The 13,679-nt window shown below is 71.7% G+C and carries 12 protein-coding genes; 7 read left to right on the top strand and 5 right to left on the bottom strand.

Annotated elements, in window-relative coordinates:
* Window positions 1–228: 228 nt before the first annotated feature.
* On the bottom strand, window positions 229–1,218 hold the full coding sequence (locus ACZ60W_RS36370; protein WP_469759683.1) for a LysR family transcriptional regulator: 990 nt from the start codon (window positions 1,216–1,218) through the stop codon (window positions 229–231).
* Between the two features lie 161 nt (window positions 1,219–1,379).
* On the opposite strand from ACZ60W_RS36370, the gene ACZ60W_RS36365 reads away from it, so the two are divergent.
* From ACZ60W_RS36365 to ACZ60W_RS36355, 3 genes are all read left to right on the top strand, one after another.
* Window positions 1,380–1,880: a hypothetical protein gene (locus ACZ60W_RS36365; RefSeq protein WP_469759682.1), complete on the top strand. Its 501-nt coding sequence runs from the start codon at window positions 1,380–1,382 to the stop codon at window positions 1,878–1,880.
* A 146-nt stretch (window positions 1,881–2,026) separates the two neighbouring features.
* A complete protein-coding gene (locus tag ACZ60W_RS36360) occupies window positions 2,027–3,250 on the top strand; it encodes a hypothetical protein (protein WP_469759681.1) in 1,224 nt (407 codons plus the stop codon).
* A gap of 30 nt (window positions 3,251–3,280) precedes the next feature.
* Complete coding sequence (locus ACZ60W_RS36355; RefSeq protein WP_469759680.1) at window positions 3,281–3,778, top strand: hypothetical protein; 498 nt, start codon at window positions 3,281–3,283, stop codon at window positions 3,776–3,778.
* Window positions 3,779–3,925: 147 nt separating this feature from the next.
* On the opposite strand, the gene ACZ60W_RS36350 is transcribed toward ACZ60W_RS36355, so the two are convergent.
* On the bottom strand, window positions 3,926–5,266 hold the full coding sequence (locus ACZ60W_RS36350) for a helix-turn-helix domain-containing protein (protein ID WP_469759679.1): 1,341 nt from the start codon (window positions 5,264–5,266) through the stop codon (window positions 3,926–3,928).
* 162 nt (window positions 5,267–5,428) lie between these two features.
* Between ACZ60W_RS36350 and ACZ60W_RS36345 the strand changes: the two genes are divergently transcribed.
* Both ACZ60W_RS36345 and ACZ60W_RS36340 read left to right on the top strand, forming a co-directional pair.
* Entirely contained in the window at window positions 5,429–6,754 is a 1,326-nt protein-coding gene (locus ACZ60W_RS36345; protein ID WP_469759678.1) for a M64 family metallopeptidase, read from the top strand.
* 59 nt (window positions 6,755–6,813) lie between these two features.
* Window positions 6,814–7,425 (top strand): YdeI/OmpD-associated family protein, encoded by a 612-nt coding sequence (locus tag ACZ60W_RS36340; protein WP_469759677.1) that lies wholly within the window; start codon window positions 6,814–6,816, stop codon window positions 7,423–7,425.
* 62 nt (window positions 7,426–7,487) lie between these two features.
* Here ACZ60W_RS36340 and ACZ60W_RS36335 read toward each other — a convergent pair whose 3' ends face one another.
* From ACZ60W_RS36335 to ACZ60W_RS36325, 3 genes are all read right to left on the bottom strand, one after another.
* Entirely contained in the window at window positions 7,488–9,491 is a 2,004-nt protein-coding gene (locus ACZ60W_RS36335; protein ID WP_469759676.1) for an acyl-CoA dehydrogenase family protein, read from the bottom strand.
* Window positions 9,492–9,655: 164 nt separating this feature from the next.
* Window positions 9,656–9,904, bottom strand: a complete 249-nt coding sequence (locus ACZ60W_RS36330) for a hypothetical protein (RefSeq protein WP_469759675.1) — start codon at window positions 9,902–9,904, stop codon at window positions 9,656–9,658.
* 376 nt (window positions 9,905–10,280) lie between these two features.
* Window positions 10,281–10,526 carry a hypothetical protein gene (locus ACZ60W_RS36325; RefSeq protein WP_469759684.1) on the bottom strand — a complete coding sequence of 82 codons (246 nt, stop codon included), beginning with the start codon at window positions 10,524–10,526 and terminating at the stop codon, window positions 10,281–10,283.
* On the opposite strand from ACZ60W_RS36325, the gene ACZ60W_RS36320 reads away from it, so the two are divergent.
* Complete coding sequence (locus ACZ60W_RS36320; RefSeq protein WP_469759674.1) at window positions 10,414–11,544, top strand: MFS transporter; 1,131 nt, start codon at window positions 10,414–10,416, stop codon at window positions 11,542–11,544. The two genes, ACZ60W_RS36325 and ACZ60W_RS36320, sit on opposite strands and share 113 nt — an antisense overlap.
* Window positions 11,545–11,721: 177 nt before the next feature.
* The gene (gene asnB, locus ACZ60W_RS36315) at window positions 11,722–13,572 is read left to right on the top strand and encodes an asparagine synthase (glutamine-hydrolyzing) (RefSeq protein WP_469759673.1); all 1,851 of its coding nucleotides are present in this window, start codon (window positions 11,722–11,724) and stop codon (window positions 13,570–13,572) included.
* The last annotated feature ends 107 nt before the right edge of the window (window positions 13,573–13,679 follow it).

Below are 13,679 nucleotides of genomic sequence, written 5' to 3'. Positions count from 1 at the left end.
AAAAATACCACGCCTCCTACCCCTCCCCCCCCCCCCCCCCCCCCCCCCTCCATAACCCCCAAAAAAAAAAAAAAAAAAAAAAAAAAAAAACACCCCCCCCCCCCCCCCCCCCCCCCCCCCCCCGGTCCGTCCGTGATCCGCCGGGACGGGTCCTGGCCGAACGGGGGCCCGACGTTCCTCCCGTCCACCGCCCTCCGCGCCGGGAGTGGCAGCGCCCCGTGGCACCGGTCAGTGCTCGGCGTGGCTCCCGCCGCCGGTGGCCTTCCGGTCCCGCGTCGCGGCCACGTGCCGGGCGGCTGCCACCACGGCCTCGACGAGTGGTTCCGTGCGGTTCTCCGTCAGCCAGGCGAGGCCGGCCGTCGAGGGGGGCAGGTCCGTGACCTCGACGTAGCGGATGCCGGGGCGCGGGAAGAGGTCGCGTGCGGCGGCCGGCAGGAAGCACATGCCCTTGCCCTGGGCCACGAGGTGGAGAAGGCCCTCCAGGTCGGAGGCGACGGGTCCGTAGCGGACCGGGGTGCCGTCGGGTCGCGGGTCGGCGGCCCAGAAGTCCCACCAGAGGCGTGGAACCTGCGGCGGGACGTCGATCACCGGGTGGCGGGTCAGCTCGGCGAGGGTGATCCGGTCCCGGTCCGCCAGCGGGTCGCCCGCGGCGAGACAGGCCAACCGTGGTTCCGTGGCCAGGTGCTGCACCTCGACGCCGGGCGGGACGGGCGGTCGGAGGAAGGCGACGTCGATGTCGTGGCGGAACAGGGCGTCGAAGTGGTCGGCGAAGTGGAGGCTGCGCACGTCGACCTGGACCAGCGGGTGCCGTTCGTGGAGCAGACGCAGCACGGCGTGCGTATAGGGCATCGCGGCCTCCGCGCCGATGGTGCCGACGACGAGGCGTCCGGAGAGCCTGCGCGCCTGGTTCGAGGCGCTGCGGCTCAGCTGCTCCATGGCCGCCACCACGCTGCGCGCGTCCGCCAACAGCACCCGGCCCTGCGACGTCAGCGTCACGGCCCGGCTCGAACGGTCGAACAGCCGCACCCCGAGGCGTCTTTCCAGGTCTCTGATCTGCTGGCTCAGCGCCGACTGCGTCATGAACAGCCGGGCGGCGGCGCGGGAGAAGTGGAGTTCCTCCGCGAGGGCGACGAACAACCGGAGTTGATGGGCGCTCGGCGTCCGCGGGTCGGGGCTCGTCGGCGCGGCGCCTCCAGCGCCCGTTTCGCCAGTAACCATGATGAATCCCTTATCGATCGTCTTCCATCTCGCATGGCGACAAGCAATGACATGAGCGGAGTGCGCATGGAAGGCTCGGCTCTCAAGCGACGCCCCGCGACGACTCCTCGGTTCCGCGGGTGCCGTCCGACCCTTGCTTTCTCGACAACGGGGGCCGAAACATGTCCGTGAGACGAGCGGTGGCGATGCTCGCCGCCCTCCTGGCCGTGCTGTTCAGCGCCGGCGCCGTTCAGGCGTCGTCACCGCAGGCCGCCACGACCACGCACGCGGTGCGGGGCGCGCCGCCGACGGCCGGGGCCGCGCCCCTCGCGGCCCAGGCGTCGTGCACCGCCCGCGACGTCAGCCACTACGACGCCTACACGGGGCGCACCTGGACGCGTGACTGGGTGTGCGGCAACCGTGCCGGCGCGCCGCTGCGCGGCTGCGGCAGCTTCATCCCCGCGTGCCCGGTGATCGGCTGGATCGACACCTCGACGAGCTGGTTCGTGTGCTGGGCCAGCGGCCCCCCGCACAGCGGCGGCAACACCATCTGGTACTACACCATGGGTGACCGCATCGCTCCCGGTCACGAGCGCCATCACGGGTGGGGCTTCATCCCCGCCGTGGACGTGTGGACGTCGACGGATCCCTGGCCGGGCATGACGGAGTGCAACATTCCGTAGGCCGCCGGAAGCCGCCCGCCCACCCGCTCCGGGAGCCCCTCGCGTCCCGCCGGGGGCTCCGCCCCGCGGTCCCGCCGCCCTCGTCCGCCACCCCTCTCCGATACCCGGGCAACCCGCTCTCCCACTCAAGCGAGGACCCTCACGACATGCTCCGCATCGCCGGGCACTCCCCCACCACCGCTCGCCGCACGCCTCGGCGCCTGCTCGCCGCGACCGCGGCCTTCCTCTCCCTCTCCTTCACCGGCGCGGTGCTCCCGCACTCCGCCGCCGCGACGGAGGCGACCGGCGACTCCGCGTCGGTCACGTCCGCGAGCGTTCAGGTGCCCGCGGGGGTCACGGCGGGCGTGGCCGTGTTCGACCGGCAGACCGGGACGTTCACCGAGCAGATCGCCCCGGCCGCCCCGTTCCGGTCCGCGTCGGTCGTCAAGCTCCTGATCGCCCTCGACTTCCTGTGGAACCGCAGCCCCGACACCCTCCCGGCCGCCGACCGCACGCGGCTGGACGTCATGCTCCGCAGCAGTCAGGACGCCGCCGCAAGCCACTACTGGTCGACGTACGGGGGGCCGGCGATCGTCGCGCGCATGGTCGCGCGGCTCGGGCTCGCCGACACCGCTCCCCCACCGGCGGGCTACGAGGGCTACTGGGGCTACACGGCCATGTCGGCCCGCGACACCGTGAAGACCTACCGGCACATCCTGGAGTCGGCGCCCGCGCCGGTCCGTGACTTCGTCATGGACCGTCTGCGCCAGTCGACCCGGTGCGCGTCGGACTCCTTCGACCAGCACTTCGGCATCGCCGGCGCGTTCGACCGGCCGTGGGCCGTGAAGCAGGGCTGGTCGGGGGCGTACGCGCAGGGGAACTGCGGTTCCGGGAGCAGCCCTGCGGCTCGTGGCACCGACGCCTCGGCCCCCGCGTCCGCCGGCGCGGACCGCGCGCGCGTCGACCTGAGCCGGCCGGCGCTGCACACGACGGGCACCGTCGGGACCGGTGACCGTTCGATCGTGGCCGTCCTCACCCTGCACCCGGACGGCACGTCGTACGGAAAGGCGTACACCGACCTCGGCCGGCTGACCCGTTCCCTGACCGTTCCCGGCGGAACGGCGCCGAAGGGGAGGTGGTACGGGACGTGGGGTCAGGACGTCGCGGTCCGCAGGGAGCCGGCCGTCGGGGACAACCTCCTCACGCGGCTCCCGGCCGGCGTGGAGGTGCTGGTGGGCTGCCAGAAGAAGGGGCAGCTCGTCTCCGTCCCGCCGTACACCAACGACTGGTGGGCGTATCTGCCGCAGTACGGGGGCTACGTCACCCACATCTACCTCAGCCATCCGGACGACCAGTTGCCGGACGTACCGCTGTGCACGAGTCAGAAGTGAACCCGGGGATTCCCCGGAGAAGGAGTGACGATGTCGCGTAGCCGACGTTCCCCCCTCGCCGTGGCCGGTGCCCTCCTGTGGGTGCTGGTGTCCGCCGTCGCCGCGGGCCCGGCCCAGGCGGCTGCCCCGGACGGGCCCCGCGAGGGCGGCGGCCACACCATGGTCATGCCACCGGCGCCCCGGGGCGAAGGACCGTCCGGGCGTGCGGTGGCGGCCGTGTCGCCGACGGTCTCGCCCGGGGCCGACTACGTGCACACGTCGTCGGGCAGCCCCGTCACGTGCGCGTCGGGGAACCTCTGCACCGGGGTCTGGGACCCGGTGGTGGGCAAGTACAAGGTCTTCTTCCTCTACCGATGCCAGCAGTACTCCCTGTCCCACTGGAACGGCGTGGGCCAGGTGGTGAACAACCAGGTCGGCGCCGCCGCGTTCTTCTACGGCCAGAACGGCCAGGTGCTGGACGTCGTCCTGCCGGAGCCCACGCCCTTCACGTACGACTGGACGCCCGTGTGGTCCATCCGGAACTGCTGAGCGGCGGGCGTCGGCACCGTCCGGGAACCGGACGGCTCCGCCCGGTGGTCGTGGTCGCCCGCAGCGGCCCCGGTCACCGGGCGGTCCGCGCGACCACGATCCGCGACGCGCTCAGGAACGCGTCGGAGGGCGCCGTCGGCCGGCGGTTCAGCGCCGCGGGAACGCCGGTGCCGCCGGAGCCGGTCCCAGCGTCGTCGTGCCGGGGGCGGACCGGTGTCCCAGCCCCGTACGGTAGGCGTCCAGGGCGGCCTCGGTGCGGCCGCCGCGGCGGAGAAGGTCGCCCAGCAGGCGGCACAGATCGGCGAGGTCGCCGCTCGCTCCGCTGCGTTCCAGCAGCCCCAGGGCCATGACGTAGTGCTCCTCGGCGGTCTCGCTGTCGCCCCGTTCCTCGGCGATCAGTCCGAGCAGCCGGTGCGCGCCTCCCGCGTGCACCGCGCCGTGCCGGTCGCCCAGTTCGAGAAACGCCGAGAGCAGGTCCGACGCCTCGTCGTGCCGTCCGAGCCGCCGCAGGACATCGGCCAGCTCCACCTCCACCTGCGCCGTGAAAAGTGCCGCGCGCCGGACGTTCAGCATGTCCCGGGCGGCACGCAACTCCGTTTCCGCCGCGTCCAGTTCCCCGCGCTGCGCCAGGACGTAGCCGCGCATCCAGTGGCAGTGCGCGAGGTCGGTGCGCAGGCTCAGCTGCTGGTAGATCGCCTGCGCCTTGGCCAGTGAGGCGTCCGCTTCGGCGGTGCGCCCCTCGGCGAGGAAGGTGCGGGCCACCTGCCGGTGCATGCCCGCCACCAGGGCCGGATCGTCGACCTGCGGAGCCAGCGCGAGGGCGAGTTCGGCGGCGTGGGCGGCACGGGCGTGGGCGCCCATGTCCATGTACGGACCGATCACGGCGGCGTACAGGACGACCAGCGCCTCGGGATCGGCCAGGCCGCTCGCTCCGAGCTCGTCGATGGTGGACTCGAGGAGGTAGCAGGCGTAACGCAGCTCTCCGGCCAGGAGGTGCGCGACGGCACGGCCCCGGATCGCGCGTGCGCGGCGCGGCAGCGGCTCCTCGGCGAGGAGCCGCTCGACGGCCTGGAAGTGGTGGCCCGCGTCGACCAGCTGCCCGGTCTCCAGAGCACAGTCGCCGAGCCCGAGGAGCGCCTCGGCCTGCTCGGGCACGAGGTCGAGATGCTCCGCGTCGGTGAGCAGGCGGCGGTAGCGCACGGCGGCGTCCTCCGCCGTCCCGGTGGCCAGGTGCCGGCGCGCCTCGACGAGAGCGAGCCTCAGCTCCGTGGCGAGGTGCGCGGGCCTGCCGGTGGCCAGCTCCTCGTACGACGTGCCGAGCCGTTCCGCGAGGAAGCGCAGCGCTGTCTCCGAGGGCCTGACCCGGCCCGACTCCAGCGTCGACACGTACGCGGGGGTGTAGGAGGGGTCGGCCAACTGCCGTTGCGTGAGGCCGCGTTGAGTGCGCAGGAGCTGCACTCGGCGGCCGATCGTGGCCGGATCGTCCATGAGGACCCCCTGGTTCGTGAACTGCACAGTATCCAGACGCGGTAGGCATTGCGCACGCCCTCATCCTCCCCCTAGGTTAAGCGACTTGTTCAGCACGATTAACTTCGCACTTAACTCGCCTGCCAAGGGGCTGATTTCATGCGTTCAGCACGACGAGGAGCCATGGCGATCGGAGCGGCCGCCGCGCTCACGGCCGTACTCGCCGCCGCACCCGGCAGCGCCGCCGCGGACACGCCGGCACCGCGCACGGCCGGAGTCGAGGTCGAGATCCCGGGGCCGGAGGAAGGGACGTTCGCCGGATCCGGCCACACCTACGTGCCGCAGGAGGGCCGGAACCGGACGGCCTCCCGCCTGGCGTCGCCCGAGGTGGCGGCCGACGGCGAGGTCACCAAGACGGTGGACAACGGGCCCAGCGCCGACCGGCTCGACGTCGTCGTGATCGGAGACGGCTACACCCTCGCCGAACTGCCCCGGTTCCACGCCGACGCCCAGAAGAAGTGGACCGAGCTGACGGCCGTCGAGCCCTACTCCACCTACCGCAACCTCTTCAACGTCTGGACCGTCGACGCCGTCTCGAACCAGTCGGGCGTCTCCGGCGACCCCTCGCCCGACACCGTCCGCGACACGGCACTCGGCTCGTACTTCTGGTGCGACGAGATCGAACGGCTGCTCTGCGTCGACCAGGGCAAGGTCGACGCCTACGTCGCGAAGGCGCCGGAGGCCGACCTGGTCCTCGTCCTCGCCAACAGCACCAAGTACGGCGGCGCCGGCTACAACGAACGCAGCGAGACCCTCGGCTACGAGGGCATATCGACGGCCTCGGCAGGCAACGAGAAGTCCGGCCAGGTCGCGATCCACGAGACCGGCCACTCCCTGGGCAAGCTCGCCGACGAGTACTTCTACGCCGACTACCCCGGCTACGAGAAGTACCTGGGCCCCGAGCCCGCCGACTCCAACATCACCACCCTCTCCGCCGACGACATGGCCCGGCGGGGCACCAAGTGGCACCAGTGGCTCGGCGAGCGGTCTCCCGACGGCGGCGTCGTCGGCGCGTACGAAGGCGGCGGCTACTACGCCACCGGGCTGCGGCGCCCCACGGAGGACTCCCTGATGCGCTCCCTCGGCAAGCCCTTCAACCTGCCCGGCGTGGAGGCGATGATCGCCGGCTTCTACCGCGAGGCCCGCATCGCCTCTCCCGTCACGGCCACCGGCCGTACCCTCCGTACGGGCGACACCGCCACGGCCCTCGTCCCCCGGCTGGCCGGCGCGGACGGGCGTCAGCTCACGATCCGCTGGTACCTCGACGGCCGTGAGGTGAAGTCCCTCGCTGGCCGCGACCACGTGCGCGTCGCCGACCTGGCCCTGCGGCTGCTCGACCGCCGGAAGCACACGCTCTCCCTCACGGCCGAGGACCGCACGCCTTCGGTACGGGACCGCGGCATCGCCCGGACGATGCGCTCCACGGTCAGCTGGACGATCCGGCTCTGAGGGGTCGACGGGCCACGGCGACAGGACCCACCACCGGGTCGCGGCACTAATCTGTGGGGGTGACCGGAACCGAGCTGGATGAGTTGATCGTCGCCGACAGCGCGGCGCTGCGCGCGTGGTTGCTGGAGCACCACACCACCTCCCCCGGCGTGTGGCTCGCCCTGACCAGGAAGGGCGGCTCCGTCACCACGCTGACCTGGCAGGAGGCGGTCGACGAGGCGCTGTGCTTCGGCTGGATCGACGGCCAGGCCCGCAAGCGCGACGAGGAGAGTTCCTGGAGGCGGCTCACCCCGCGCCGGCCCCGCAGCATCTGGTCCCAGCGCAACGTCGCCAACGTGGCCCGGTTGGAGGCGGCCGGCCTGATGCTTCCTGCCGGCCGCGCCGCGGTGGACGCCGCGAAGGCCGACGGCCGGTGGACGGCCGCCTACGCGCCGTCGTCGGAGGCGGAGGTGCCGGCCGACCTGCGCGCCGCGATCGCCGCCGAACCGGCGGCGCAGGCGATGTTCGAGGTGCTCACCAAGACCAACCGCTTCGCCCTCGTCCACCGGGTGAACGCCGTCAAGCGGGCCGAGACGCGCGCCCGGAAGATCGCCGAGTGCGTGGCGATGCTGGCCCGGCAGGAGACGTTCCACCCGCAGCGAGCCAGGCCGGCGGACCCGCCGACGTCGTGACCGGGCCTGGCGCGCCGGAGAACCGGAACGCCTGAGGACGACGTACCGGACGGAGCGGCCTCTCAGGCCAGCAGGTCCGGCGCGCGCAGCATCTGCGGCGGGACGGCCCAGGCGTCGACCAGGTCGACGGCGAGGGGGCGGACCTTGCGGCAGAGGTCGTTCACCTCGCGGCTGATCGCCTTGGAGCGCTGGACGGTCAGACGGCCGTGCTCCATGAACCAGGCGCGGTCCGCCTCGATCGTCGACAGTGCGAACAGGTCGCAGAGCAGTCCCAGCGCGACCTTGTTGTCGCCGTCGGGGTGGGTCCTGCACGCGTCGACGAACGATTCGAGGACCAGCCGCTCGACATGGGCGTGAGCGAGGGCGATCACGTGGTCCTGGACCTGGGAGAAGACCGCGCCGGGATCGCGCCCCCGGTCGACTCCGGCCTTGAGGCGGCGGGCCAGTCCGGCGAGCATGTGCTCCTCGCGGAAACGCAGCATGGCCAGTTGGTACTCCGGGTCGAGCAGACCGGCCTCGCGGTCCCACTCGTCGCCACCGGGCAGCAGGTCGCGCACCCGCTCCAGGAGTTTGTGGACCGAGGTCTTCTCGATGACGGTCTCGACCGCCAGGCCGGTGACGTGCCGGACCATGCCGAGCTGGTCCAGGTCCTCGAACTCGGTGGCGTAGTCGGTGAGCAGGCCCTTCGCCACGAGCTGGAGCAGGACGTGATTGTCGCCCTCGAAAGTGGTGAAGACGTCGCTGTCGGCCTTCAGCGCGGCGAAGCGGTTCACCGCGAGGTAGCCGGCGCCGCCGCAGGCCTCGCGGCACTCCTGCACGGTGCGCGTGGCGTGCCAGGTGCCGAGCGCCTTGGTACCGGCGGCCCGCGACTCCAGGCGCCGGCGCGCCTGCGGGTCGTCGTCGCCGGAGAAGACGCCGTGGAGCTGACCGCGGACCGTGTCCTGTGCGAAGTGGAGCGCGTAGGTGCGGGCGAGGAGCGGGAGCAGGCGGCGCTGGTGCAGCCCGTGGTCCAGCAGCAGCTGCTCCCCGGCGGCAGCGGCGCCGGAGGCACCCGCAGCGTGCGAGCCGGCTGAGGCGTCGGCGGGTGCCTCGAACTGGCGCCTGCGTACGGCGTACTTGACGGCGAGGGTGAGGGCGACCTTGGCGACGCCGACTCCGGCCCCGCCGACGCAGACCCGGCCCTGGACGAGCGTGCCGAGCATGGTGAAGAAGCGGCGGCCGGGGTTGTCGATGGAGCTGACGTACGTGCCGTCGGGGGTGACGTCGGCGAAGCGGTTGAGGAGCGCCTCGCGCGGGACGCGGATGCCGTGGAAGCGGATGCGTCCGTTGTCGACGCCGTTGAGACCCATCTTGCGGCCGTCGTCCTCGATCTCGACGCCCGGCACGACCTCGCCGCCGGAGCGCAGCGGCACGAGGAGCGCATGGACGCCGCGGGCCTCTCCGCCGACCTCCAGCTGGGCGAAGACGACGGCGAGCTCGGCGTGGCGGGCAGCGTTGCCGATGTAGTCCTTGCGTGCCGCGTCGCCCTCCGTGGTGACCACGAACTCCTGGGCGTCGGCGTCGTAGCGGGCGACCGTCCCGAGTGCCTGGACGTTGGAGCCGTGTCCGGTCTCGGTCATCGCGAAGCAGCCCATCAGCCGGCCCGCGATCAGCTCCCGCAGGTAGGCGTCGTGGTGGCGCGCGGTACCCAGCTGCAGGATCGCGCCGCCGAACAGCCCGAACTGCACCCCGACCTTGACCAGCACGGACAGGTCGCCGAAGGCCAGGGTCTCGAAGGCCGCGACGGAGGCGCCGACGTCGTCCCCGCCGCCGTACGCAGCCGGGAAGCCCATCCCGGTCTGGCCGGTCCCGGCCATCTCGACCACGATGTCGCGCACCCGCTCGCGGAACGCGTCCATGCCGAGCCGTTCGGCGTCCTCGAGGACGGAGGCGTGGGCCACCAGATTGGTCCGGACGAGGTCACGGATCTCCACGTACTCCCCGTCGAGCAGCCCCGCCAGGGCCTTGACGTCGATCCGGGGCTGGGCGGAACCGCTCGCGGCGGCAGAAGTGTCGTCAGGTGCCATGCACCTCCGCTACCCTGCCGGCCGCCGGTCATACCGAACACGGCCCCCGCGCCGGGACGGCCGGGGGCCGCCGACGGCGTCCGCGAGGTCCTCACTCCCCCTGGGTGCGAGGTCGCCCCCCCGCGGCGGGTGCGCGACGGCGCCGTGCGAACGGCGCCGCCCCGTCAGACTTTCTCGTCGGCGGGGAGGTAGCGATCGAGGCCGCGCGAGGTCATCTCGTCGAGGACGCGCTGCCATTCCCTGGTGTGCTGCTCCAGCTGTTCCCGCCGCATGACCAGGTCGAAGCAGTACCCCGGCATGGCGGCGTCGTACCTGCGCTGCGCCTCCGCCCGGTGTGCGGCGACGCTTTCCCTGTCGAGCCCCGCCGCCCGCTCCTGGACATTCTTCCGGACCGTCTCTTCGGATTCGAACATTCTTCTCCTCGATTTCACCGACAGTCTCGTCGGAGTGATGTGTCCACCGCGTCGGCGCATCGGGCGGCATGCGAGCGGAAAAACCAGGAGAGCATGGAAGCGGGTCGCCGTCCGGCAGGTTTCCGACATGAACGTCAGACGACGGCTTTCCCGGGCCGACGGTTCCTCGACTTGGCTAAGTCGTCGCGAATCACGCGGGGTCTTGCGCACCCCACGTCGGCGCGGCGGGCCCTCTTCGATCCTGGGGTCAGCCACATGACCTGCGGAAACACTGGAATTGGAGATTCCGTATGTGCGCGCCGGGCGCTCCCGGCGCGCGATCGACCGGATGTTGGCGTCGGGAATCTGCCAGAAGATGGTGCCCGTTCCTGCTGGACTAGAGGTCACACTCTCCATGTGATGCCCAACTCAGGACGGGATTCATGTCCACAGCAACCACCCCTTCTGTCCAATCTCCCGCCTCGCCGGAACGGTCGCCTTTCATCTCGTGGCTGGCCGTCATTTCGGTGATGCTGGGGATCTTCTCCATCGTCACGACCGAAATTCTTCCGATCGGCCTTCTCACGTCGATCGGATCGAGTTTCACCATTTCGGACGGAATGGCTGGTCTCATGATGACCATGCCAGGGTTCCTCGCCGCGATCTCGGCCCCTGTGGTGACCGTGGCCACGGGACGCGTCGACCGGCGGGTCATGCTGGGTGTGTTCATCCTCCTGCTGGCGCTGGCCAACTTCCTGGCCGCCGTCGCGTCGAGCTACTGGCTCGTCCTGGTCTCCCGCGTCCTGGTGGGCATCACCATCGGCGGCTTCTGGTCCATCGGGGCCGGACTGGCCGGTCAGCTGGTTCCCGCGAAGTCCGTGGGCCGGGCGACCTCGGTGATCTTCTCCGCGGTGCCGCTCGGCTCCGTCCTCGGCGTACCGCTGGGCACGTTCATCGGCGACATCGCGGGGTGGCGGACGGCGTTCCTCGTCATGGGCGGCTTCACGCTGGCCGTCCTCGTGCTGCTCCTCGCGGTCGTCCCGCCTCTCCCGTCCGACCAGGCCACGCGCCTCGACGTCCTCGGCAGCATGCTGCGGAGCGTCAACACCCGCTTCGCCCTGGTCATGACCTTCCTCGTCGTCCTCGCCCACTTCGGCACCTACACCTACGTCACGCCCTTCCTGGAGCAGGTGACCCACGTCAGTTCGGGGATCATCACGGTCTACCTCCTCATCTACGGTGCGGCCGGCATCGCCGGCAACTTCCTCGGAGGATCGACGGTGGGCCGCTACCCCCGGGCCACCTTCGCCGCGGCGGCGGCCCTGATCGCCGCCGCGACCCTGCTCCTGCCGGTCCTGGGCGGGTCGGACGCCGGCGCGGTGGCGCTGCTGGTCGTCTGGGGCGTCGCCTACGGCGCCGTGCCCGTCTGCTCCCAGACGTGGTTCTCCAAGGCCGCCCCCGACTCCCCCGAGGCGTCCTCCGTCCTCTTCACCGCCTCCTTCCAGGCCACCATCTCCATCGGGGCCCTGGTGGGAGGGGCCGTCCTCGACCGGTCCTCGCCGTCGACGGTCATGGTGCTGGGCGGGCTGGCGGCCGTCCTGATGGTGCTCGTGGCCTGGGCGCACCGGGCCGGGAGGTACACGTGGCCGAAGGCCTCCTAGCCCCACCGTGACCGGGGCGGCCGTCCGCCCTGGTCAGCTGAACCGCCGCTTTCCCCCCTCGCCCGGTCGCGCCCGCACCAGCGGGCCGGCCCGGCGCACGGTGTCTGCACTTCCCTTTCCCGGACCACCTCGATGAGCCAGGTGCTCACGATCGCCTACCTAAGGAGAACGTCGCTTATGTGCGGCATTGCGGGCTGGATAGATTTCGGGCGCGATCTCACCCAGGAGCGCGCCATCGTCGACGCCATGACCCAGACGATGGCGTGCCGCGGTCCCGACGCCGACGGCGTGTGGATCGCTCAGCACGCCGCCATCGGTCACCGGCGTCTGTCCGTCATCGACCTGGAGGGCGGGCGTCAGCCGATGACCGCCGAGCAGGACGGGCGCACGCTGGCAGTGCTGACCTTCAGCGGTGAGATCTACAACTACCGCGAGCTGCGCGCGGAACTGATCTCGCGCGGACACCGCTTCCGTACCGAGAGCGACACCGAGGTGGTGCTGCGGGGGTACCTGGAGTGGGGCGAGGGCGTCGTCGACAAGCTGAACGGCATGTTCGCCTTCGGCATCTGGGACGTGTGGAACGAGGAGCTGCTCCTCGTCCGTGACCGGATGGGCGTCAAGCCGCTGTACTACTACCCCACGGCGGACGGCGTCCTGTTCGGCTCGGAGCCCAAGGCCATCCTCGCCCACCCGGAGATCCCGCGCCGGGTGAACGCCAACGGCCTGCGCGAGCTGCTCGACATGGTGAAGACCCCCGAGCACGCCATCTTCACGGGGATGTACGAGATCCGTCCCGGCCACACGGTCCGCGTCCGCCGCCAGGGCCTCGTCAAGCGCCGCTACTGGGCGCTGGAAGCCCAGGAGCACACGGACTCGCTGGAGACGACGATCGAGACGGTCCGCGGACTCCTCGACGACACCGTCAGCCGGCAGCTGATCTCCGACGTCCCGTTGTGCAGCCTCCTGTCCGGCGGGCTGGACTCCTCCGCGGTGACCGCGCTGGCGGCCAAGGCGCTGGCCGCCCAGGGCGGCGGGCCGGTGCGCTCGTTCTCGGTCGACTTCGTCGGCGCCGCGGAGAACTTCGTCCCGGACCCCCTGCGGAGCACGCCGGACGCCCCCTTCGTCCGCGATCTGGCGCAGCACGTGGCGGCCGAGCACAAGGAGATCCTGCTCAACAGCGACGACCTGAGCGACCCCGGCGTCCGGGCCGCGGTCCTCGCCGCCACCGACCTGCCGCCCATGTGGTACGGCGACCTGTGGCCCTCCCTGTACCTGCTCTTCAAGGCGGTGCGGGAGCGGTCCACGGTGGCGCTGTCCGGCGAGTCGGCGGACGAACTCTTCGGCGGGTACAGCTGGTTCCACGACCCCGAGGTCCTCACGGCCGAGACGTTCCCCTGGCTCACCTCGACGCCCGGACCGTTCTACGACGGGACGCCGCTGTTCGACGGCGGGCTGCTGGGCACGCTCGACATCCCCGGCTACCGGCGGTCGAGCTACGGCGACGCCATCGCCGAGGTGCCGGTCCTCCCGGGCGAGACGGGCCTGGAGAAGCGGATGAGGGAGATCAGCTACCTCAACCTGACCCGCTTCCTCAACACCCTCCTGGACCGCAAGGACCGCATGAGCATGGCGGTCGGACTGGAGGTCCGCGTCCCGTTCTGCGACCACCGCCTCGTGGAGTACGTGTTCAACGCGCCCTGGGCGATGAAGACGTTCGACGGCCGCGAGAAGAGCCTGCTGCGCGCGGCCACCCGCGACGTGCTGCCCGAGTCGATCGTGAAGCGGGTGAAGGCGCCGTACCCGAGCACGCAGGATTCCGGCTACGAGAAGAAGCTCCGCGACCGGCTCGCGGAGGTGCTGAGCGGCGGTGACGCGCCGATCCTGCCGCTCCTCGACAAGGACCGGGTCCGCGACCGGCTCGACGGCGGCATCAGCACGGCCAGTACCCAGATCACGCGGATCGACCTCGAGGTTCCGCTCTGGCTCAACGCCTGGCTGGAGTCCTACGACGTCACGATCGACCTCTAGGGACGGTCCCCGCGCCGGGGGGGGGGGGGGGGGGGGGGGGGGGGGGGGGGGGGGGGGGGGGGGGGGGGGGGGGGGGGGGGGGGGGGGGGGGGGGGGGGGGGGGGGGG

This window comes from Streptomyces sp. NPDC104202 (assembly GCF_055584185.1).
Note: the sequence above shows the minus strand (reverse complement) of the source record. Positions and strands in the feature narration are given on the sequence as shown.